Origin of the sequence: Novosphingobium sp. (assembly GCF_027489515.1) — a bacterium.
GTDB lineage: Bacteria > Pseudomonadota > Alphaproteobacteria > Sphingomonadales > Sphingomonadaceae > Novosphingobium.
The window spans coordinates 38,856-59,921 of record NZ_JAIXZS010000090.1 but is presented as its reverse complement, the minus strand read 5'-3'; the positions used below and the strand labels follow the sequence as shown (position 1 = coordinate 59,921).

At 65.2% G+C, this 21,066-nt stretch carries 24 protein-coding genes and 1 pseudogene; 8 read left to right on the top strand and 17 right to left on the bottom strand.

What is annotated here, in order from left to right:
• Nucleotides 1-103, top strand: a pseudogene (locus Q0082_RS15960) (IS630 family transposase); the annotation flags it as partial.
• Between the two features lie 486 nt (nucleotides 104-589).
• Here Q0082_RS15960 and Q0082_RS15955 read toward each other — a convergent pair.
• The 3 genes from Q0082_RS15955 to mgtE all read right to left on the bottom strand — a co-directional run bounded on the left by Q0082_RS15955 (nucleotide 590) and on the right by mgtE (nucleotide 4,588).
• Nucleotides 590-2,449 (bottom strand): beta-galactosidase family protein, encoded by a 1,860-nt coding sequence (locus Q0082_RS15955; protein WP_298194507.1) that lies wholly within the window; start codon nucleotides 2,447-2,449, stop codon nucleotides 590-592.
• 274 nt (nucleotides 2,450-2,723) lie between these two features.
• The gene (locus Q0082_RS15950) at nucleotides 2,724-3,116 is read right to left on the bottom strand and encodes a DUF1489 domain-containing protein (RefSeq protein ID WP_298194506.1); all 393 of its coding nucleotides are present in this window, start codon (nucleotides 3,114-3,116) and stop codon (nucleotides 2,724-2,726) included.
• A gap of 5 nt (nucleotides 3,117-3,121) precedes the next feature.
• On the bottom strand, nucleotides 3,122-4,588 hold the full coding sequence (gene mgtE / locus Q0082_RS15945) for a magnesium transporter (protein ID WP_298194505.1): 1,467 nt from the start codon (nucleotides 4,586-4,588) through the stop codon (nucleotides 3,122-3,124).
• Between the two features lie 103 nt (nucleotides 4,589-4,691).
• Here mgtE and Q0082_RS15940 point away from each other — a divergent pair, with 103 nt between their 5' ends.
• Both Q0082_RS15940 and Q0082_RS15935 read left to right on the top strand, forming a co-directional pair.
• Nucleotides 4,692-5,147 carry a peptidylprolyl isomerase gene (locus tag Q0082_RS15940; RefSeq protein WP_298194504.1) on the top strand — a complete coding sequence of 152 codons (456 nt, stop codon included), beginning with the start codon at nucleotides 4,692-4,694 and terminating at the stop codon, nucleotides 5,145-5,147.
• Nucleotides 5,148-5,159: 12 nt separating this feature from the next.
• Entirely contained in the window at nucleotides 5,160-5,606 is a 447-nt protein-coding gene (locus Q0082_RS15935) for a GNAT family N-acetyltransferase (protein WP_298194502.1), read from the top strand.
• 6 nt (nucleotides 5,607-5,612) lie between these two features.
• Here the strand turns inward: Q0082_RS15935 and Q0082_RS15930 are convergent, their stop codons facing one another.
• The 4 genes from Q0082_RS15930 to Q0082_RS15915 are packed head-to-tail and all read right to left on the bottom strand — an operon-like array spanning nucleotide 5,613 to nucleotide 9,048.
• A complete protein-coding gene (locus Q0082_RS15930) occupies nucleotides 5,613-6,494 on the bottom strand; it encodes a LysR substrate-binding domain-containing protein (protein ID WP_298194501.1) in 882 nt (293 codons plus the stop codon).
• Between the two features lie 6 nt (nucleotides 6,495-6,500).
• Nucleotides 6,501-7,439, bottom strand: a complete 939-nt coding sequence (locus tag Q0082_RS15925; protein ID WP_298194499.1) for a hemolysin family protein — start codon at nucleotides 7,437-7,439, stop codon at nucleotides 6,501-6,503.
• Between the two features lie 20 nt (nucleotides 7,440-7,459).
• Nucleotides 7,460-7,960: an rRNA maturation RNase YbeY gene (gene ybeY, locus Q0082_RS15920; protein ID WP_298194497.1), complete on the bottom strand. Its 501-nt coding sequence runs from the start codon at nucleotides 7,958-7,960 to the stop codon at nucleotides 7,460-7,462.
• Nucleotides 7,957-9,048, bottom strand: coding sequence for a PhoH family protein (locus Q0082_RS15915; protein ID WP_298194495.1), 1,092 nt, complete (start codon nucleotides 9,046-9,048; stop codon nucleotides 7,957-7,959). Before Q0082_RS15915 ends, ybeY begins: the two co-directional genes overlap by 4 nt.
• Nucleotides 9,049-9,280: 232 nt before the next feature.
• On the opposite strand from Q0082_RS15915, the gene Q0082_RS15910 reads away from it, so the two are divergent.
• The gene (locus Q0082_RS15910; protein ID WP_298194493.1) at nucleotides 9,281-9,550 is read left to right on the top strand and encodes a hypothetical protein; all 270 of its coding nucleotides are present in this window, start codon (nucleotides 9,281-9,283) and stop codon (nucleotides 9,548-9,550) included.
• A 20-nt stretch (nucleotides 9,551-9,570) separates the two neighbouring features.
• Here the strand turns inward: Q0082_RS15910 and miaB are convergent, their stop codons facing one another.
• Nucleotides 9,571-10,914 carry a tRNA (N6-isopentenyl adenosine(37)-C2)-methylthiotransferase MiaB gene (gene miaB / locus Q0082_RS15905; RefSeq protein WP_298194491.1) on the bottom strand — a complete coding sequence of 448 codons (1,344 nt, stop codon included), beginning with the start codon at nucleotides 10,912-10,914 and terminating at the stop codon, nucleotides 9,571-9,573.
• 138 nt (nucleotides 10,915-11,052) lie between these two features.
• Here miaB and Q0082_RS15900 point away from each other — a divergent pair, with 138 nt between their 5' ends.
• A complete protein-coding gene (locus tag Q0082_RS15900; RefSeq protein ID WP_298194489.1) occupies nucleotides 11,053-11,745 on the top strand; it encodes a DUF3047 domain-containing protein in 693 nt (230 codons plus the stop codon).
• On the opposite strand, the gene Q0082_RS15895 is transcribed toward Q0082_RS15900, so the two are convergent.
• Complete coding sequence (locus Q0082_RS15895; RefSeq protein ID WP_298194487.1) at nucleotides 11,742-12,335, bottom strand: TetR/AcrR family transcriptional regulator; 594 nt, start codon at nucleotides 12,333-12,335, stop codon at nucleotides 11,742-11,744. The two genes, Q0082_RS15900 and Q0082_RS15895, sit on opposite strands and share 4 nt — an antisense overlap.
• A 52-nt stretch (nucleotides 12,336-12,387) precedes the next feature.
• Between Q0082_RS15895 and Q0082_RS15890 the strand changes: the two genes are divergently transcribed.
• Nucleotides 12,388-13,536 (top strand): L-dopachrome tautomerase-related protein, encoded by a 1,149-nt coding sequence (locus Q0082_RS15890; RefSeq protein WP_298194485.1) that lies wholly within the window; start codon nucleotides 12,388-12,390, stop codon nucleotides 13,534-13,536.
• 187 nt (nucleotides 13,537-13,723) lie between these two features.
• On the top strand, nucleotides 13,724-15,130 hold the full coding sequence (locus Q0082_RS15885) for a vWA domain-containing protein (protein ID WP_298194484.1): 1,407 nt from the start codon (nucleotides 13,724-13,726) through the stop codon (nucleotides 15,128-15,130).
• Nucleotides 15,131-15,139: 9 nt separating this feature from the next.
• Here Q0082_RS15885 and Q0082_RS15880 read toward each other — a convergent pair whose 3' ends face one another.
• From Q0082_RS15880 to Q0082_RS15845, 8 genes are all read right to left on the bottom strand, one after another.
• Nucleotides 15,140-15,829 (bottom strand): rRNA adenine N-6-methyltransferase family protein, encoded by a 690-nt coding sequence (locus Q0082_RS15880; RefSeq protein WP_298194482.1) that lies wholly within the window; start codon nucleotides 15,827-15,829, stop codon nucleotides 15,140-15,142.
• Nucleotides 15,826-16,623 carry a lysophospholipid acyltransferase family protein gene (locus Q0082_RS15875; protein WP_298194509.1) on the bottom strand — a complete coding sequence of 266 codons (798 nt, stop codon included), beginning with the start codon at nucleotides 16,621-16,623 and terminating at the stop codon, nucleotides 15,826-15,828. The genes Q0082_RS15880 and Q0082_RS15875 overlap by 4 nt, the downstream gene beginning before the upstream one ends.
• Before the next feature lie 46 nt (nucleotides 16,624-16,669).
• Entirely contained in the window at nucleotides 16,670-17,092 is a 423-nt protein-coding gene (locus Q0082_RS15870) for a Fur family transcriptional regulator (protein ID WP_054122249.1), read from the bottom strand.
• A gap of 184 nt (nucleotides 17,093-17,276) precedes the next feature.
• Nucleotides 17,277-17,720 (bottom strand): MucR family transcriptional regulator, encoded by a 444-nt coding sequence (locus Q0082_RS15865; RefSeq protein WP_298194480.1) that lies wholly within the window; start codon nucleotides 17,718-17,720, stop codon nucleotides 17,277-17,279.
• Nucleotides 17,721-17,897: 177 nt separating this feature from the next.
• Nucleotides 17,898-18,386: a GNAT family N-acetyltransferase gene (locus tag Q0082_RS15860; protein ID WP_298194478.1), complete on the bottom strand. Its 489-nt coding sequence runs from the start codon at nucleotides 18,384-18,386 to the stop codon at nucleotides 17,898-17,900.
• A gap of 42 nt (nucleotides 18,387-18,428) precedes the next feature.
• Nucleotides 18,429-19,046, bottom strand: a complete 618-nt coding sequence (tsaB, locus tag Q0082_RS15855; protein ID WP_298194477.1) for a tRNA (adenosine(37)-N6)-threonylcarbamoyltransferase complex dimerization subunit type 1 TsaB — start codon at nucleotides 19,044-19,046, stop codon at nucleotides 18,429-18,431.
• Nucleotides 19,047-19,059: 13 nt separating this feature from the next.
• The gene (locus Q0082_RS15850) at nucleotides 19,060-19,650 is read right to left on the bottom strand and encodes a malonic semialdehyde reductase (protein ID WP_298194475.1); all 591 of its coding nucleotides are present in this window, start codon (nucleotides 19,648-19,650) and stop codon (nucleotides 19,060-19,062) included.
• A 24-nt stretch (nucleotides 19,651-19,674) separates the two neighbouring features.
• Nucleotides 19,675-20,250 (bottom strand): NifU family protein, encoded by a 576-nt coding sequence (locus Q0082_RS15845; protein WP_298194473.1) that lies wholly within the window; start codon nucleotides 20,248-20,250, stop codon nucleotides 19,675-19,677.
• 164 nt (nucleotides 20,251-20,414) lie between these two features.
• Between Q0082_RS15845 and Q0082_RS15840 the strand changes: the two genes are divergently transcribed.
• Complete coding sequence (locus Q0082_RS15840) at nucleotides 20,415-21,026, top strand: FKBP-type peptidyl-prolyl cis-trans isomerase (RefSeq protein WP_298194471.1); 612 nt, start codon at nucleotides 20,415-20,417, stop codon at nucleotides 21,024-21,026.
• Nucleotides 21,027-21,066: the final 40 nt, after the last annotated feature.

Sequence of the window (21,066 nt, the reverse complement as noted above, 5' to 3'; positions counted from 1 at the left end):
CACCGTAAATGGCCTGTGGGACCTTATCGGAAGGCTCGTCGACATCTTCCAGCCAGATGAATGCGCCAACTACTTCAGTTCATGCGGATATGATCCAGATTGATCGAAAACCGCTCTAATTGCACCTCTTTCCTCGCCCTTGCCGGATGTATGGGTTGCGCGCGCATACAGTAGAAGGGCCGTGGTTAGCAGCGATTTTTCAATGGCATGGCCGTCTGTGGTCGTGGGGCCTTTCGCATCTGGGCGGAGCGCACGAAGGGCATCGCAACAGTATTGTGCTTGGCGTAGATCACCTAGGCAAGACTGCGTGCGCCAAGCCTGCACAAGTTTCTTCTTCAATGTGCTATATTGACCATTTTTCTTGAGCGAGTTAGCTAGCGCCAACAGATCTATGAAAATTGGGAGTGATGCATCATTCCTATGTTCCATACTCGTAGTGCCACCTTTGTCGCTCTATTTGGGAATTGCTTTAAACTACCTGTTGCCATGTGAAGCTTAATGCAAGCCCGCAGGCAAGCCAGTTACGGGCCTTCAAATTGGGTATTTCAGGATTCCGGTGACACTTTGCTCATCCCCGATCCACCCACGCTCAACCTGTCGTCACCCCAGCCGCCCGATCCCAAATCATCTCCCCCCGACCCGAAAGCACCGTCTCGGTCGGCCCGAACAGGTCCAGCACCACCACCTCGTTCGCGCCCACCTTCAGCCACGGCGCGGGCACGAACACGCCCCGCTGCGGCCCGGCGGACCAGTACCGCCCCAGATTGCGACCGTTCACCCAGACATAGCCTTTGCCCCAGCCGCGAAGGTCGAGGAAGGTGAAGCCCGCCTCGTTCGCGGTGAACGAGCCGCGATAGAACGCCGGTCCCGTCTCCCCGCCGCGCCGCGCGGTGAAGGTCAGTTTGGCCACATCCTCCAGCAGCACCGGGCGGTGGTCCCAGCCCTTCAGCGGCGTGCCGTCCACGCTCACCGGGCCGATCAGCCCCTTCTGGTCCCGGCCGACGCCCAGTCCATAGTTCGCATGGCCCATCGCATCGACCAGCACTTCGATCACCGCCCCCGCCGGTGCGTCGATGGCAAAGCCCTTGTCCCCCCGGCGGCGATCAAGCGTTGCGACGGGTTTGCCGTCCACGGTCACGAGAGCCAGATCGCGCACTTCGGTCAGGCTGAGTTGGCCCTTCACCGCCTGCGCCAGCCGGTGCCGATAGAGCAGCATCCCTGCCGCCCGCCCGCAACCTTCCAGCGTCTGCGGATCATGCGCCACTTGCGCCGCGCCCAGCAATTGCGCCAGCGGAGCCACTTCGCCCAGCGCAAAGGGCGCCACGGTCAACGCCTTTTCCGGCGCGGGCAGGTCGTGGAAGCTGTCCGCCGGCAGGTAATCCGCCAGCAGCTTGCGCACCGCCGCATACTTCGCCGTCGGCCGCCCCGCCTCGTCGAGCAGCGCGTCGTAGTCGTAGCTCGAGATATCGGGCTCGTAGACATTCTTCTCCACATCGAGATTGGCGCCCGCCCAGGTCCCGAACGAAGTGCCGCCGTGGAACATGTAGAAGCTCACCGACATCTTGCGGTCGAGCATCCACTTGAGGTTGGCGACCACGTTCTCGGTGGTCGTCGTCGCCTGCGTCTCGTGCCAGTGGTTGAACCAGCCGGACCAGAATTCGGAGCAGAACGCCGGACCGCCAAAGCCCTTTTCCGCCCGCTCCTTGAACGCCTTCTCGGCCTCTCCGGGCGTGAACGTGCCGAAGTTGATGCCCGAAGGAATGCCGGGGATCGATCCCTTCTCCATCACCGATGCGCCATCGACGGTATAAAGCTGGCCCGTAAATCCGGCCGCGCGCGTCGCGTCCACCAGCGCGCCCAGATAGCGCTGGTCGCTGCCGAACGCGCCGTACTCGTTCTCGATCTGCGTCATGATGATCGGCCCGCCCCGGTCGATCTGCAGCGGCGCCAGCTCCTCGCCGAGCCGCTTCAGCCAGCGCGCGGTGGGCTTCATGAAGCGCGGATCGGCGGACCGAACCGGCGCGGCGGCATCGGGCAGCAGCCACGCCGGCAGTCCGCCGCCGTCCCATTCCGCGCAGACATAGGGGCCGGGCCGCAGCAGTACTTGCAGCCCTTCCTCCTGCGCCATCCGCACCCATGCCGCCACATCGAGATTGTCGCTGAAATCGAACACGCCCGGCGTCTGTTCGTGGATATTCCAGAACATGTAGGCGCTCAGCGTATTGAGCCCCAGCGCGCGCATCTTGCGCAGCCGGTCCCGCCACAGCGCACGCGGGATGCGCGGATAGTGCATCTCGCCGGCAAGGATCTGCAGCGGCTTCCCGTCCAGCAGGAAGTCGTTGCCCTTCACCTGAAAGCGCGAGCCAGCCGGTGCGGCGAAGGCGGGCAGGGCGAACGAGGCGAGGCCGGCGGCGCCAAGGCCCATGGCAGTGCGGCGATCGACGGTCATCAGGCAGGTCCTTTGTCGATGATGGGTTCAAAAGCTGATTTATCAGACTTATTCGCCGTCATCAAACGGTGAGACCCGCTTCTCGCCACCGATAAATAACAGACGCGTCTGTTATTTATGAAGGATGTCCTACAGGTGCCGCCATGTGGTATGTTCCATCAATGCTCCGTGGATTCCGCGCAAATCCGCCATCTTCACCGCCTGAAGCGGCAGCATGGCGAGGGCGGCAGGTTTTTACTCTGGACTGTGTAAACCGTGTCAACTTCGCGCGCGCTCAGGCCAGCCCCAGCTTGGCGAGTTCCCCGGCGAGGCTCGGCGGCAGCATGTCCGCGCTTTCGCCGTCCGCCAGATCGGCGGGTGCATCGGTTTCTTCCAGATAGCGCCAGCCCTGATGCGCGCGCTTGGGCTTGGGGTGGACGTCGATCAGCCTGGTCGAGATGACGATGTTGGTCCGCCCGCCTTCCGCTTCCTCGAAGCCAAGGATCTCGCTGCGCGCAACCAGCTGGTGCTTGAGGATCCAGTAGAGCGAGCCGCCGATCATCTCCTCGTGCCGCTTGGGCAGATAGCGCGTGGTGAGCCGCGCAGTCTCGCCGCGGGTCTTGAACCAGCTGTGGAGGTCTTCGAACGATGTCGCCCCGTAGGCGACCTTGGTCATGTGGAGAGGCATGGCTGTCAGGCAAGCCCGCTGAGGACGGCAAGGCCGAGGAACGAGAAGAAGCCCATCACGTCGGTCGCCATCGTCACGAACACGGCGGAGGAGACGGCCGGATCGACCTTCAGCCGGTCGAGCGAGACGGGTACGAGAATGCCGGCAAGGCCCGCGACCAGATTGTTGATCACCATCGCCGCGCCGATCACGCCGCCCAGCAGCGGGTTCTGGAACAGCAGCCAGGTGCCGGTGCCGATCAGCACGCCCAGCGAGAGTCCGTTGGCCATCGCGATGCGCAATTCGCGAAAGATCATGCGCACGGTGTTGGAGCTGGTCAGCTGGTTGGTCGCAATGGCGCGCACCACCACCGCCAGCGTCTGCGTCCCCGCATTGCCGCCCATGCCCGAGACGATCGGCATGAGCACCGCCAGCAGCGCCAGCTTGGCAATCGCGCCCTGGAACATGCCGACGACCGAGGAAGCGATGATCGCGGTGCCGAGGTTGACCACCAGCCACGACAGGCGGGTGCGCACGGTGAGGTGGATCGGCTCGTTGATGTCGCCGTCGCCTGCACCGGACAGGCGCAGGATGTCCTCGCTCGCCTCTTCCTGGATGATGTGGACGACGTCGTCGACGGTGATCTGGCCCACGAGACGGCCGCTTTCGTCGACCACGGCGGCGGAAATCAGCGCGTATTTCTGGAAGCGCAGCGCGACTTCTTCCTGGTCCATCGTCACCGGGATCAGCGTCTGGTCGCGCTTCATCACGTCAGTCAGCGCGATGGAACGCGGCGTGCGCAGAATCCATGACAGCGCGCAAGTGCCGACCGGATGGTGCTTGTGATCGACGATGAACACTTCCCAGAACTCGGTCGCGAGGTCCTGATCCTCGCGCAGGAAGTCGATCAGATCGCCGACGGTGAGGTGTTCGGGCACCGCGATCACGTCGCGGCTCATCATGCGGCCGGCGGAGTCTTCCGGATAGGCGAGCGCGCTCTCGATCGCGGCGCGGTCTTCCGGCTCCATCTCGGCGAGGACGGCCTGCTGGTCCTCCTCGTCAAGATCCTGGATCAGCGCGACAGCGTCGTCGGTTTCCATGTCGCCGGCAAGCTCGGCGACTTCATCGGGATCGAGCTCTTCGACGAGATCGTCGCGGACGTAATCGTTGAGCTCGGCGATCACCTCGGAGCCGAGCAGGTCGTTGATCGCGCGGGCGAGGGGGGCGCGGTAGTCTGGACCGATCAGCTCGAACAGGTCGGCTACGTCAGCCGGATGGAGCGGCTCGACGAGGTTGTAGACGGTCTCCTGATCATCCGCATCGAGCGCCTCGGTCACGCGGCGGATGAAAGAGGGGCGCAGCGTGTTGTCCTCGTCGTCGAGGCTTTCGGAATTGCGAGCGGGCTCGTGGTGGTCGTGCACGGGCGCCGTCTCCGTCGAAACGGAGCCGCCCTCCGCCACTGCGGAATCGTGCAGGTCTTCCTCGTGCGCCATGCTGGCAGGCGATACGCATGGGGCAGGCAAAAGCAACCTCGATGGTATACTTTGGCTCGCAAGGGCTTATATGCCGGGAAAAGGCAGAAGGGATTTGACGACAATGGCAGACGAAAAGCTGGTTCTCACGCTCGATGGCGGCGATGTTGTTATCAATCTCCGCCCCGATCTGGCCCCCGGCCATGTCGAGCGGATCAAGGAGCTGGTGAGCGAAGGCTTCTACGACGGCGTAAAGTTCCACCGGGTGATTCCCGGCTTCATGGCGCAGGGCGGCTGCCCGCAGGGCACCGGCATGGGCGGCTCCTCCAAGCCCGATCTCAAGGCCGAGTTCAATGATGCCCCGCACGTGCGCGGCGTCTGCTCGATGGCCCGCACCAGCTATCCGCATTCGGCCAACAGCCAGTTCTTCATCTGCTTCGACGACGCGCGCTTCCTCGACAAGCAGTATACCGTTTGGGGCGAAGTCGAGAGCGGCATGGAACATGTCGATGCGCTGCCCAAGGGCGAGCCGCCGGCAAAGCCCGGCGTGATCCACAAGGCGGCCATCGTCGCAGCCTGAGGGCGCCTGCGCGTGGCAGACGCGGTGCTGAGGCCTCCCACCGGCGCGGACCGCGCCGCGTGGGACCGCCTGTGGCAGGGCTACCAGCGCTTCTACAAGGTCGAGATCGCGGGAAGCGTGACCGACCTCACGTGGGCGCGGTTGCATGATCCAGCCGAGCCGATGTGGGCCTGCCTTGCCTGGCAGGGCGCGCGGGCTGTGGGCATGGTCCACTGGATCTTCCACCGCTCGACCTGGACCGAAGGACCGTACTGCTACCTGCAGGACCTCTACGTTGACGAGGACGTGCGCGGCAGCGGCGCCGGCCGCGCGCTGATCGCTCATGTCCGCGCCGAAGCGGAGGCGGCTGGCGCCTCGCGGCTCTACTGGCTGACGCACGAGACCAACACCGACGCGATAAAGCTCTACGACAAGGTCGCCGAGCGATCGGGCTTCGTGCAGTACCGCGTGGTGCTCTGACGCGCGCTAAAGCCCCGCTTTGATCATCCAGTCGTGGAACAGCCGCACCGGGCGCGATTGCAGTGCGCGGGGGCGGCAGACGAACCAGTAGGAATAGGGGCTGTCGACTTCGATGTCGTAGAGCCGGGCCACGCGCGGATCCTGGCTTCGCTTGTAGTGATCATCGTGCATGATCGCGATGCCGAGGCCCTGCGCGGCGGCCTCGAGGATCAGCTGGCCGGAATCGAAGTGGTCGATCGCAGCGGGCTGCAGCGCTTCCAGGTGCAGCGTGCGCTTCCACGCTTCGAAGCTCATCGGCAGGTCGTTGTGGACGAGAAAGGTTTGCTTGTTCAGCTTGGCAAGATCGGGGCGAGGGCCGAGTTCCGCCACGATGTCCGGGGTCGCGATGGCATAGACGCGGTTGTGATCGAGCCGCACCGAATGCAGCGAGCCGTCCGGCCCTTCGGAGAGGATGATCGCTGCGTCGATCGTGTCGCCCAGCTTGGTTTCGGCGGCGGCCGAACTGTCGATATCGATGTGCAGCTGCGGATGGAGCTTCCTCAGTTCACCCAGACGCGGGAACAGGCGCTGGCTGCCAAATAACGGCAGTACGCCAAGCCGCAGGCGCAGCACCTGGCCGGTATCGATCAGGCGGTCGATACGGTCGGCCATCTCGTCGATCAGCGGCGCGACGGCGTCATAGAGCTGCTGGCCCTCCTCGGTGAGCTTCAAGAGCTGGTGCTTGCGCTCGAACACAGGCTTGCCGATGAACTCTTCCAGTGCGCCCAGACGCCGCGAGAGCGCCGAGGGGCTGAGCGCCAGCTCCGCAGCCGCCGTCTTGGCCGAGCCTGCGCGCACGACGCGGATGAACGCTTCGAGCGAGCGCAATGGGGGCAGGCGGCGGATCATCGAAACTCAGTCTTCCTCGGCACTCTCAGGCACGGGCGCATGGAGCCGCAGCCGGGTGAGCCTGCGCTCGTCCCCTGCCGTCACCTCGATCCGCCACCCGCTGTCATGTTCCAGCACGCGGCCGACCGGGGGAACTTCCCCCGCCAGCACGACCGCGAGCCCGCCCAGAGTATCCACGTCCTCGTCCACCAGCGCAAGCCGGGGATCGATCCGCTCGCCCACATCATCGAGCTCGGCGCGGGCATCCGCTTCCCAGGTCAGCTCGTCGATCTGGCGCATGAGGTCCTGCGGTGCGTCGTCGTGCTCATCCTCGATCTCGCCGACGATCTCCTCGACGAGGTCCTCGATGGTGATGATCCCGTCGGTGCCCGAATACTCGTCGATCACGATGGCGAGGTGGGTGCGGCTGGAGCGCATGTCGGCCAGCACGTCGAGCGCGCCGCGGGCCTGCGGCACGAACAGCGGCTGGCGCATCAATCCCGTCCAGTCCTTGGGCGCAGGCTTGCCGCTGATCGCCATCGCCGCCACGATCGGGAACAGATCCTTCACGTGGAGCATGCCGACGACTTCATCGAGCGAATCGCGGTAGACCGGCAGGCGGCTGTGGCCATGCTCGGCAAAGGCGTCGATCACCTCCTCGAACGTTGCGGAGTTCGGGATCGCCACGATCTCGCCGCGCGGGATGGCGACATCGTCGGCGTCGTTCTCGCTGAAATGGAGCAGGTTCTTGAGCATCTGGCGCTCAAGCGGGAGGAGATCGCCCGTGGCGCTGTTGCCGCCACCAACCTCGCCCTCGTGCTCCTCGATCGCTTCCTCGATCTGCGCGCGCAGCGACTGGTCCTGATCAGGCCCGCGGAAGAATGTCTTGAGCGCGCGCCACAACGCGCTGCTACTGTCTCCTTCGCCCGATCGGCTCTCGCCGACGGACCCGCCCACTTCAGGCACTGCTCGCTACTCCTGCGCTGCTAATGTGCCGCATATGGGTCGGCGATACCCATCAGCGCAAGCGCCTTTGTCTCCAGAGCCTCCATTTCCGCAGCGTCATCCTCGCCGGTCTCGTGGTCATAGCCCGCAAGATGGAGCAGCCCGTGGACGATGAGGTGCGCCGCGTGGGCCTCTACCGTAATGCCCTTGTCCGCTGCCTCGCGCGTGCAGACGCCGTGCGCGAGGATCAGATCGCCGAGCATGCCGGGTGCTCCCGGCTGGGCGGCTGCAGCCAGCACTTCCTCGCGGCTCAGCATGGGGAACGACAGAACGTTGGTCGGCTTGTCCTTCGCGCGCCACTGCTTGTTGAGCGCGTGGACTTCCTCGTCATCGGCCATGACGAGGCTGACCAGCAGATGTTCGTGGGCGAGCTCGGGCGCGACGGAGCCGGCTGCCTCTGCGGCGCGCGCGGCAATGTCTTCCCAGTCGGTCGAGGCAGGCCAGACAGGGTCGATATCGAGTTCGAGCGTCGGGGCGCTCACCCGTCCTTGCCCTCATAGGCCTCGACGATACGCCCCACGATGGGATGGCGCACCACGTCCGCCACATTGAAGCGGATCATGCCGATGCCCTCGACGCCGTCCAGCCGGTTCACCGCATCGTTGAGCCCGCTTGCCGCGCTGCCGCCGGGCAGGTCGGTCTGCTTGGGATCGCCGCAGATCACCATGCGGCTGTTCTGGCCGAAGCGGGTGAGGAACATCTTCATCTGCATCGGCGTGGTGTTCTGCGCCTCGTCAAGAATGACGAAGGCATCGGCTAGCGTGCGCCCGCGCATGAAGGCGATCGGCGCGATCTCGATCTCGCCCGAGGCAAGGCGCCGCTCGACCTGTTCGGGCGGCATGCAATCGTAGAGCGCGTCGTAAAGCGGGCGGAGATAGGGATCGACCTTCTCCTTCATGTCGCCGGGAAGGAAGCCGAGCCGCTCGCCCGCTTCCACCGCCGGGCGCGAGAGGATCAGGCGTTGCACGCTGCCGCTGATCAGCTGAGCGACGGCCTGCGCCACGGCGAGATAGGTCTTGCCGGTGCCAGCCGGCCCCAGCGCGAAGATCACGTCATCGCGCACCAGCGCGCGCATGTAGTCGATCTGCGTCGCCGAGCGCGGCACGATCGTTTTCTTGCGCGTGCGGATCATGATCGGCGGCGCGCCATCGGGGGCACCGGTGATGATGCCCTCAAGCGTCGGTTCGTTCGACATCATGATCAGCGAATCGACCGCGCCCGCATCCACCTCGTGACCCGAGAGCAGGCGCTGGTGCATGCCTTTCAGCACATCGCGCGCGCGGGCCACGGCATCGTCCGGGCCCTCGATCACCGCCTTGTTGCCGCGCGCCGAGATATAGACGCCCATGCGGTTTTCGATCTGCACGAGGTTCTGATCGAATTGGCCGAACAGCGCACCGAGCACCGTCTGCTCTTCGAACGCGATCTCGATCCGGGCGCGTCGCTGCTTGTCGCCGTGGGGGCTTTCGCTGCTGCGGGCAGATTCGCCGCGATGCGGATCGTTGCGGAAGGCACCCGGCCAATCGCTGCGGGCAGCCTCTTCATGCGAACGGGAGAACTTGCGGGCCATGCGCTCCTTTCACGTTGGACGGCCCCAGCTTAGGCACCGATGCGACAGGCGCAAGACAGCGGGGGCGGAAATCGCATCATTTGCACTGCCTTGTGACAGGGAGGGGCGCCCTTGCGACAAAATGCGACCAAAATAACCTTTGGCTTACAGCGTTGTTCCCGGCCGGTTCAGCCCGGCGAGGCCATTTTTGCGCCGTGGTCGCAGACAGGCGACCCGATTGTAGGAGAATCCCATGCGCAAGTTCCTCCTGGCAGCTGCGTTCCTCGCGCTGACCCCCGCCATCGCCCCCGCCATCGCTCAGGCCCACGCAGGGCCGGTTGCAGCCAATGCCCGCGTCCACGCCCTCCACCGCGATGTCGTCCACGATCGCCGCGAAGTGCGTGAAGAGCGCCGCGAGCTGCGCCAGGCGCGCCATGAACTGCGGCGCGATCACCGCCAGCTCCACCGCGCGCGCCTCGCCCGCGCCCGGGCCTGGCATCGCCATCATCACTACCACGGCTAACAGGTGACAGCGCGCGCCGTTCAGGCAGCGGCGCGCGCCACCAGCCGGCCGCCCATCGAATTGGGGCCGGCTTCTATCAGATCGACCTCCACAAGATCGCCCATCGCGGCATCACCGGTGAAGTGCACCGATTGCAGCCAGGGGGACTTGCCCAGCCATTGCCCGGCATGACGGCCCTTGCGCTCGACGAGCACGTGGCAGCGCTTGCCGACGCTCGCCTTGTTGAACGCGAGGCTATCCCGCTGGAGCGCGGCCTGCAGGCGCTGCAGCCGCTCGTCCATCACTTCGGCTGCGATCTGGCCGTCCATCGTCGCGGCAGGGGTGCCGGGGCGGGCGGAAAACTTGAAGCTGAACGCCTGCGCGTAGCGGGCCTCGGCGATGATCTGCAGCGTTTCGGCGAACTCGGCCTCGGTCTCGCCGGGGAAGCCGACGATGAAATCGCCCGAAAGCGCGATGTCTGGCCGCATGGCGCGCACGCGCTCCAGAATGCGCAGATAGCTCTCCGCCGTATGGCTGCGGTTCATCGCCTTCAGCACCCGGTCGCTGCCTGATTGCACGGGCAGGTGGAGGAACGGCATCAGCTTGGGATTGCTGCCGTGCGCCTCGATCAGCGCATCGTCCATGTCTGCCGGATGGCTGGTGGTATAGCGGATGCGGGCCAGCTGCTCTATCTTTCCGAGCTCTTCGGCCAGCCCTGCAAGGCCGACGCGGCGGCCCTTCTCGTCCTCGCCCGCCCAGGCGTTCACATTCTGGCCGAGCAGCGTGATCTCGCGCGCACCGCCTTCAACCAGCAGGCGCGCCTCGCTGACGAGATCAGCGAAGGGCCGTGAAAGCTCGGCGCCGCGGGTATAGGGCACGACACAGTAGGTGCAGAACTTGTCGCAGCCTTCCTGCACGGTGAGGAACGCGCTTGCACCCACCTTGCGGCGCTTGGGCAGCGCGGCGAACTTGGCCTCGGCGGGCATGTCCGTCTCGGTCGCTCGGCCCCCGGCGGCGGCCTGCGCAACCATCGCGGGGAGGCGGTGATAGGCTTGCGGGCCGACGACGACGCGCACCGAAGGCGCGCGCGTCATGATTTCCTCACCCTCTGCCTGCGCGACGCAGCCAGCGACCGCAATCAGCGGCACAGCGCCCACCTCGCGCCCGTCCTTCACGATGCGGCCGATATCGGAATAGACCTTCTCGGTCGCCTTCTCGCGGATATGGCAGGTGTTGAGCACGACGAGATCCGCCGCCGCGCCGTCGTCCGCCGCGCGCATGCCTTCAGCGGTCAGCAACTCGGCCATGCGCTCGCCGTCGTAGACGTTCATCTGGCAGCCGAAGCTTTTGACGTGAAAGGTGCGGGGGGGAGGTGAAGAGGCCATAAGCGGCGGCACATACGCCAGAATGGCCCTCGATTGAAGGGGTGTGCACGATGAGCGCTACTGTTTGCGCAATGGGCCGGAGAAGCGCACAACCATTGCTGCCTGAACAAGGCCAAGACCACGAGAGGAGAGAGCATAATGAGCCGCACCGTGCGTTCCGCGCTGGCCTTGCTGGGAGCTATCAGCCCTTTTGCGCTTGCGGCGCAGTCCGTTCCGCCACCAGCGAACACCCCCGGCCTTGCGACACCGCCGGAAGGCTGGGTCTATCTGCCCGAACTTGCGCCCTACGGGCCCGCCGATATCTTCCACATCGTGCCGGGCGATGCCGGACCCAAGCCGCAGATGCAGGTCCACACGGCGAAGAACGTCGGCATTCTTACCCGTGATGTCGATGTCCCGCTGGGGGGCGCCACACAGCTTGGCTGGCGCTGGAAGGTCGATCAGATCCCGTCCAAGTTGGTCGAGACCGACCCGGCGCACCACGATTACTTCAGCATCGCGGTGAAGTTCGATAACGGGCGGGACCTCACCTACATGTGGAGTTCGGGGCTCGCCAAGGACTTCGGCTTCGATTGTCCGCTGCCCGGCTGGACCGGGCGCGAATATCACGTGGTCGTCCGTTCTGGCGCAAGCGATCTCGGCTCCTGGCTGGCGGAAAAACGCGATGTTTCCGCTGATTACGCCAAGTACATCGGCGGCAAGGCGCCCGCGCGCATTGTCCAGGTGTGGTTTATCGCCAACACCATCATCCAGCAGGGTGAGGCCAATGCCAGCTTCGGCGATATTACGCTCGAGCAGAGTGACGGTAGCGCGCCAGTCAGGGTGTTCTAAGCTCGCGGCTCGTAGGAAATAACCGCCCGCACCAGCCGATCGAGCTGCAAGGTCAGCGTTTCGGTATCGCTTGCACGGTTGGCGATGCCGTTGGCGGCCGCGAAGAGCAAACGGGCAGTTTCGGCTGCCGCGTCGGGTGCGCGCTTTTCGCGCTCCATTGCCGAAGTCAGGCCGGCTATGATCGCGCAATCAAGCGCAGCAAAACGGCGGGCAACGTGGGCGGCCTTCGCCTGAAGCAACTCGCTGGCGAATGCGGAGCGCTGCACGCGCGCCTGCACGATGCGGTGTTTGGCTGTCAGTGCCATCGCGAGTGGCGCCGGGAAGGGGGCGTCTGCGGCGAGCGCTGCCTTCACCGCCTCTTCCATCGCATCGGCGATCCGTTCGGCGACTGCGGCAAAGACCGCCTCCTTGTCGCGGAAATAGCCATAAAGCGTCACCTTCGACATGCCGGCCGCTTCGGCAATGCCCTCGATCGACGTCGCACGGAAGCCTTGTGCCACGAACAGCGCTTCGGCTGCATCGAGCAAGCGCTCCCGCCGCGCCGCACGGACCGGGCTGAGCTCGCCTTGCGTGATTGAACGAATAGGCATAGAAACGTTCATATCATAAGATTCGTCTTCTCGCAAACAGGATTGCTGCCCGATGGTTCGGATTCTCCTGCGCGTTGCTGCCATCGTCGGCGTCCTGCTCGTCGCCTTCATGGCCTGGTTCTATGCGAACTACGGCGGCACCGGTCAGCCGTTCCCGCGCATCGGCAACCCCACACCGCGCCTGCAGGCCGAACTGATCGCCACCTTGCCCGAACCGCCAGGCAACCTCGCCGTCTCCGCCACTGGCCGCGTATTCTTCACTTACCACGCCGAAGGGCACCCCACGATCAAGGTGCTCGAACTGGTGGGCGGCAAGCCAGTTCCCTATCCGAACATGGAAATGCAGCAGGGCGACCGCAGCAAACCATCCTACGGCGCAGTCTTCAATATCCGCATGGACAGCCGGAACCGCCTGTGGAGCATCGACCACGGCGAACATGGCGTGTTCGGCGCGCGGCTGGTTGCGGTCGATCTCAATACCAACAAGCCGATCAAGCAGATCTGGCTGCCGCGTTCAGTCGCGGGCCTCGGCTCTTATGTGCAGGACATGCAGATCGATGCTGCCGGCCGGATGATCTACCTTGCCGATATCGGCGTTTTCAGCGGCCATCCGGGGCTGATCGTGGTCGACAGCGAGACCGGCAAGGCGCGCCGCCTGCTCGATAGCCACCCGGCGATCATGCCCGGGCCTTATGCCGTGCGCGCGCAGGGCCAGCTGATGCAGCCGCTCGGCAACAGCCTGTTCTGGTTCCACCCCGCCTTCGATCCCATCGCACTCGATCGGCAGGGCACCTGGCTCTACATCGGGGCAATGTCGGGCAAGACGCTGTCGCGCGTGCGCGTGGCGGACCTCAATAACGAAAGCCTCTCGCCCACCGAGCTTGCGGCCCGCGTCGAGCCCTATGCCGAGCGTCCGCAGGCAGATGGCCTCACCATCGACAATGAGGGCAATATCTACCTCACCGGCATCGAGGACGGGATCGTGTGGAAGCTCGGTCCGGACCGCAAGCTGACGGCGCTCGCCGGCCACCCCAGGATGCGCTGGCCCGATGGCCTGAGCTTCGGGCCGGGCAACATGATCTACGCTGCTGATAGCGACATCCCCGACGTGATGATGCAATCGAAGGCCCACATGCGCGAAAAAGCGCCATACTACCTCTTCCGCCTCCCCGCCGACGGGACGGCTCCGACCGGGCAGTGAGCAGTGCATATCTCTGAATCGTTGTGATAAAACGTCGGAAACGTGCAGGTGCAACAGCCGAACCGGATGCGAAACCTGCCGCTGACACGCAATCCTTCTTGCAATCCAAATTAATTCAGTAGAGATTTGTCGGACCCCTCAAGGGAGGTCCGCCATGTGTCCTCGCGTTGTTGTTCGCAGCGTTTCCATGTTCTTCTTGGGGGGCAGCCTGCTGGCCCTCGCCGCTTGCAGCGAGAAGGCGCCGGAGTCAGCCGCCGGTGCCCCGGCCGCGAAGTACGGCATCGCTGAAGAAGAAGCGGCTGTCGACCTTGCGGCACCGCCGCCTCCGGCCAGTATCCCCGCAGCCCGCTCGGTCACCAGAAAGACCGAATGGAATGTGGGCGGGCTGGTCAGCGGCAAGACCGAGACCACCATGCTTGATCCGGTCGCCCCGCCGCCGGTTGTCATCGAACCGCCTGCTATGCCGACCAATCGTGTCGACCCGCAATCCGGCCTGCTGACGGCTGGCGATGTCGATTATCTGCTCAATCCCGGCCAGTACGCCGCCTATGCCGGGCGCTTCCTTCAGGCCAGCGGCCAGTCGCTGCCATTCTACGATACGCGCAGCCGGGTGGTGATCCGCGTGGTTGACGCGCGCGGGCGACCGGTGCCCTTCGCCAAGGCCGAGGTTGGCCGCCCCGGCGCACCGCTCCATCTGCTGACCGCCGCAGACGGGACCGCCTCTTTCTATCCGCGCCCTGACCGCATCCCGCAGAAGACCAGCGTGGCTGTGACCGGCAGCGCCGGTTCGGCGCAGCGGGCCGTCGCGTTTTCCGACGGCCGCGTGATCGAGATTGCGCTCCCCGGTGTGGCCGCAGCGCCGCGCGCCATGGATCTGGCGCTGGTGATCGACACCACCGGCAGCATGGGCGACGAAATGGCGTATATCCAGGCAGAGCTCGATACGATCGTCGCGCGGCTGAAACGCAATGCGGGCCAGATCGATTTGCGAATCGGCGTGGTGCTCTACCGCGACGAGGGCGATGACTATGTCGTCCAGTCCACGCCCCTGACCGGGAACATCGGTTCGATCCGCACGCTGCTGGCCCGGCAGGATGCCGACGGCGGCGGCGATACGCCCGAGGCCATGGACCGCGCGGTCACGGAGGCCGGCCGGCTGCAATGGCGCGCAGATGCAGCCAAGGCCGTGCTGCTGGTCACCGATGCTCCGCCGCATGCGGATGCCATCGGCGCCACACTCGATGCCACGCAGCAACTGCGCAGCCGGGGCGTGCAGATCGTTCCCGTTGCGGCGAGCGGCGTGGAGGACAGCGCGCAATATGTGCTGCGCTCGATGGCCGCGCTGACGCAGGGCCGGTACATCTTCCTGACCGACGATAGCGGCGTCGGCAACAGCCACGCCGAGCCGGACGTTGCGTGCTATCTCGTCTCCCGGCTCGATACGCTGGTGGCGCGCGTGCTGGCGGGTATCGCCACCGGTCGGCGGGTCGAGCCACGCGAGGGCGATGTCATTCGCACGGTCGGTGACTATGATCGTGGCCGATGCCATGTCGCGCAGCAAGGCGGACAAGACCAGCGCCGGCAGCAGGGCTGAGCGTTTCGCTCAGGCGCGCGAGATGCGGTAAACGAATGCCGGAGGGACGTTGCGCCAGACCCGAGCGGTGCGGCGCGCGACAAGGCCAATGCGGTCCATGATGTGGTCGCGAACCGGGCATCGCGGTGCATAGGTAAACTGGTAGAGGACCGCATCCGGGCTGCTGACGGCAAATGCCGCCGCCATGATGCGCTCCACTTCCTCTGCGGGGAAGTTCAGCAATGGCAGGCCGCTGACCACTGCAGCCGGGCGGCGGCCTTCGAGCATCTCTGCGGTCACGCTCCCCGCCTTGCAGCACAGCACCAGCGCTTGCGGAAAGGCCTCACGGAGCCGGTCGGCGAGCTTGGGATCGAGCTCGACAAGGACCAGGTCCGCTTCCGCCACGCCGCGCGTGATCAGGGCACGTGTGAACACGCCGGTGCCGGGGCCGAGTTCCAGCACGGGTCCGGCGGCGGTATCGACATCGCGCGTGATCGCCTCGGCCAGCGCGGGACCGCTCACGAAACCGCCAAAGCGGCGCGGATTGGCGACAAAGCGGCCGAACCCGAGCAGCGCTTCGGGCGTGCTCCGCCGCTTCGGCCTGGCCATCAGCTTGTGCCGGCGGACCTTGCGGCGCACCGCATCGGTCAGCTTGTCCATGACCTCGCGCGGCTTGCGCTTGATGTCGGGCTTGACCCGGACCTTCAACTTCAGCTTCACGCCGCGTTCTTGGCCGCTTCGTAGCGCACGGGCGCGACATCGAAGGCAAAAGGTCGCAGCGCCTCGCCCAGCGCGGCTTCGAGTGCCGGCTCGATCCGGCGGCGCGCTTCGGCGGCAATCGCCTTGCGCCCGGCAAGGCCCTGCGGATCGAACGGTTCAAGGAAATGCACCTCGAGCCGGAACGAGCCCCGGCGCGACAGAATGCGCTTGCCGTTGGACACGCCGTCCTCGGTGCCGATCCAGCCGATCCATTCGGCAACCCGGCCGTAATCAAGCACCACGGGCTGAACCATCACGCCCGGCGGCGGCGGCTCCAGCACGCGCAGCATCGAGGTCTTGAACGGCAGCAGCGATTTGCCATCGGTGCAGGTGCCTTCGGGAAACACGGTAATCGACCAGTTATCGGCCAGCGCTTCCTTGAGGCGGTTGATCTGGTCGGCCACGCCCATCCGGTCCTCGCGGCTGACGAACACAGTGCGGTTGATCCGTGCCAGCCAGCCCACGATCGGCGCTTGCGAAAGCTCTGCCTTGGCCACGAAAGCCGTGCCGCTGGCGCCGCCGAGCGCGAGGATATCGACCCAGGAAAGGTGGTTGGAGATGTAGAACACGTCGCGCTTCAGCGGCACGCCGTGAACGCGCACGCGCGCGCCGATGATGCGCGCCGCGAAAAACAGGAAAAGCTTCGGGAATGGCGAGCCGTAATGCACGATGCGGTAGAGATAGTGCAGCGGAACGCAGATCAGCATCAGCAGCACGAGCGCCACGCCGCGCGAGGCAATCCGCACCCAGCCCATCCAGGTGATGGGCGCTCCGCGTTCCGGCCCTACCTTGCGGCGGGCCCTACGCCTCGCGATCAGACTTGACACCATAAAGCTCCATGCGGTGGTCGACGAGGCGATAGCCAAGCCGTTCGGCGATCTGGCGCTGCAGGGCCTCCAGCTCGGGATCGACGAACTCGATGACCTTGCCGGTCTCGACATCGATCAGATGGTCGTGGTGCGCTTCCGGGGTCGCTTCGTAGCGGGCGCGGCCGTCGCCGAAATCATGGCGATCAAGGATGCCCGCTTCCTCGAAGAGGCGGACAGTGCGGTAGACCGTGGCAATGGAGATGCGCGGATCGCGTGCAGACGCGCGTTCGTGCAGCTTCTCGACGTCGGGGTGGTCGTCGCTCTCCGACAGCACCTGCGCGATCACGCGGCGCTGCTCGGTGATCCTCAGACCCCGTTCTGCGCAAAGCGCCTCAATGTCGATTGCCTGGTGCAAACTCGCGGCCCATCCGGTTAGGTTGAGCGCAGCATAGTTTGCTGTGCCAATTCTTCAACCGGGCGCTGTCGATTTGCGGGCCAGATCAGGCCCTGATCGGGGAAAAGTGAACTCGGCGAGGCCCCACCTTACGCGTGAGGGGCCTCGCCGGTTCCGGGCCGGCCTTGCGCCGGCGCCTCGACGTTCAGCCGGCGGCCTTGGCGGGGCGGCCGCGCTTCGGCGCGGGCTTGCGGCCGAGGCCGATCTTCTTCGCCAATTCACGGCGCTTCTCGGCATAGGCGGGAGCGACCATCGGGTAATCGGCCGGCAGGTTCCAGCGAGTGCGATACTGTTCCGGGGTCATGTTGTAGCGCGTCATCAGGTGGCGCTTGAGCATCTTGAGCTTCTTGCCGTCTTCGAGGCAGACGATGTGATCGTTCTTCACCGAAGCGCGGATCGAAACCGCAGGTTCAGGGGCCGGTTCTGCTGCCGGTTGCGCGGGATTGAGGCCAGCGAGGGCGGAATAGACGTTGCCGATCAGCAGTGGCAGGTCATTCACGGCGACGCTGTTGTTGCTCACGTGAGCGGCGACGATGTCCGATGTCAACGTGATCAACGTTTCCCGCATATCATTATCGATTTCACTCATTGTACCCGTACCTTCTCTCAAGGTTATCTTCTTTTTTGCCCAGTCAAGGCTCGTTGCGACCGTGAGTAGACCACATCGCATATACGCTTGTGCATCAGGGATACAACCATTTCGGACGGAGAAGGTCTTTTTTCTGTCCGAATTTTCATAAATCCAAGTCAGTCCACGTAAATATGCCTAGTTATCCACAAGGTGCAGTTCCTGACTGAGCGCGTCCAGACGGTCTCCGCTGGCAGTACGGTAGTATCCCGGTCTTATACCGATGGTCCGGAAGCCAAATCCCGTATACATCTTGCCGGCTGGATTGTTCCGCCGCATCTCGAGAAACAGGCGGCGGATACCCCGGCTTCTTGCGCGAGCAATGACTTCGGTAAGCAGTGCTGCGCCAAGTCCCTTCCCCCGGTGCTCGGGCAGTACGGCAAAGAGCAGCAGTTCTTCCTCGTCGAATATCGCGCGCGTCAGCGCAAATCCCGCAACCTTCTCTTCTGGCTGGGGATTGAGCGAGCCTTCCACGCCGATAAGGCAATATCCGGTTCCGGCGAGAAGCAGCGAGTCCGAAACCTGCCGCCGGTTCCACGCCTCGCCAAACTCGGGCGCGAAGGCGCGGGCCATGACCTCCATGATCCGGTCAATATCATCGCCGCAATCGGAAGGGCCGGAGTTCATCGCTGTGCCGCCTTCATGCCGCCCGCACCGCGCGGCCCCTAGTCACGCTGTGGGCAGCCGCGCATCGGGCGCGCGGCCGTAGCGGGGCGCGGGGTCGGCGCGCAGGGTTTCGGCGCCGAGCAGTGCAAAGGCGCGTGCATCTGGCCACAGCGGGTGGGCGGCGGGTGCATCGCCGCGCCGCGCGGCCAGCGCCTCGGCCTGGCTGCCGGCGATCATCCCGGCCTGTGAGCGCTCCACGGCCGTCTGCGGCAGCAACGATGCCGTCTCATCAAGTGCTGCGCCGTCTGCCGCGAAGCGCTGGAAGAACCATTCCCCGTGCCCGCCGGTCATCACCACGTCGGCGGCCTGCCCGGGATGCGAAGCGCGGGCCATGGCGGCGACCAAAGCGAGGCAGGGGTAGCCCTCGATCGGTACCTGCCAGGCAAGCGCCAGCGCACGGGCAGCGGCAAGGCCGACGCGGATGCCGGTGAAGCTGCCAGGGCCGGTGTTGACTGCGATCGTATCGGCGCGTCCATTGCCAGGCAGCGCTGCGATCATCGGCACGAGCTGTTCGGCATGACCGCGCCCGAGCATCGCATGGCTGCCGGCAACGAGCGTTCCATCCTCGAACAGGGCTACCGAACAGGCTTCGGTTGCGCTGTCGATCACCAGCCGGCGCAAGCTGCGTCCCGCCTCAGGCCAGCGTGTTGAAGCGCGCGAAATCGGGCCGCGGGCTGCGCGGGAAGATCGTCGCCGGATCGCCGTAGCCCAGCGTCGAGATGAAGTTGGACCGCACCCGTGTGCCCGCGAAGAATGCCGCGTCGACCGCCTCGTTGCTGAAGCCCGACATCGGCCCGGTATCGAGCCCGACCATGCGCGCTGCGATGATGAAATAGGCGCCCTGCAGCGTTGAATTGCGGAATGCCGAGACCTCGCGCAGCGCCTCGTTGCCTTCGAACCAGCTCTTCGCATCGGCGTGGGGGAAGAGCCACGGCAGCTGCTCATGGAAATCGAGATCCATGCCGATGATCACGCTGACCGGAGCCTTGCGGATCTTGTCCGGATTGGTTCCCCCGGCACAGGCAGCCAGCTTTTCCTTGGCTTCTTCGCTGACGCACCAGACGAGCCGCGCGGGCATCTGGTTGGCCGAGGTCGGCCCCATCTTCATCAGGTCCCAGATCGCGTGGAGCTGCGCCTCGCTAACCGGCTTGTCGAGATAGCCGTTGTAGGTGCGGGCGGTGCGAAACACCTGATCAAGCGCGGCATCGTCAAGCAGCTGGGACATCTCGGAGTACCTTCGTAAGCCCGATCAGGCGGCGCGCACTTCGCTGACTTCGGGCACGTAGTGCTTGAGCAGCGATTCGATGCCGTGCTTGAGCGTAGCGGTCGATGAGGGACAGCCCGAGCAGGCACCCTGCATCTTTAGGTAGACCACGCCCTCGCGGAAACCGCGGTAGATGATGTCGCCGCCATCATTCGCCACAGCGGGGCGCACGCGGGTCTCAATGAGGTCCTTGATCTGCTCGACGATCTCGGCATCTGCCGGGTCGTCGCCGTAATCGGTGTCGTCCTCGCCCGGCACCGCAAAGTCGGCCCCGGCCGAGGTGAACAGCGGCGCCTGCGCCACGAAATGATCGAGCAGCAGCGCCAGCACCTGCGGCTTCAGCGGCGCCCATTCCGCGCCGGGCGCGATCGTCACCGCGATGAAGTCGCGCCCGTAGAGCACACCCGTCACGTCGCCGAGCGTGAACAGCGCCTCAGCCAGCGGAGAGGCCGCCGCCGCCTCGGGCGAGGTGAACTCGCGCGTGCCTGTGGCCATGACGATCTCGCCGGGCAGGAACTTGAGCGTGGCGGGGTTCGGAGTGGTTTCGGTTTCGATGAACATGTCCCAGCATGTAGGCCGCACCGGCGAGGGGTCAAGGGGCCAGTCGGCCAATGGCTTCCGGTTGCCTGTCCGCAGCGCGGTGCAGGATACGGCTTTGCAGGGCACGTCGCCATGCGGCGGTTCTATGCTGGCAGCTGTAACAACCCTCGGCTAAAGGCGCGCGCATGACCATGATGCACCGCGGCCTTAGCCGAATCGCCCTTGTCCTTTCCCTCGTCGCCAGCACTGCCGCGCCAGTGCTTGCTCAGGCCCCCGCGCCAGCTCCGGCTCCGGCGCCGGCTCCCTCGGCGGACATCCTGCCCGTTCCGCTGAACCCGGTGGTCCCCGCGGCGCAGCGCGCGTGCAGCACGAAGACCGCATCGGGCCTCGGCACCCGGGTTCTGCGCGATGCGCAGGCGCCAAAGCCCGCACAGGGCGACTATGTTCTCGTCAACTACATCGGCTACCTCGCCGCTGATGGCACCGTGTTCGATCAGAACGTGTCGCAGGCCTTCTCCACCGGCGCGGTGATCAAGGGCTTCTCGGAAGGCCTGCTGCTGATGAGCAAGGGCAGCGTCTGGCGCTTCTGCATCCCGGCGGCGCTCGGCTACGGGGAGAAGGCCACCGGCCCGATCCCGGCGAATTCGGACCTCGTGTTCCAGGTCGAACTGGCCGACTTCAAGACCGAAGCGGAAATCACCGCGATGCGGGCGGAAATGCAGAAGCAGGCCGCGCAGCAGCCGGAAGACGCAACGGCTCCCGCGGGTGACAAGCCGGTAGCCAAGCCGAAGAAATGATCTCCGGCGGCGGCAGGCAATGAGGGACCAATTCACTGGT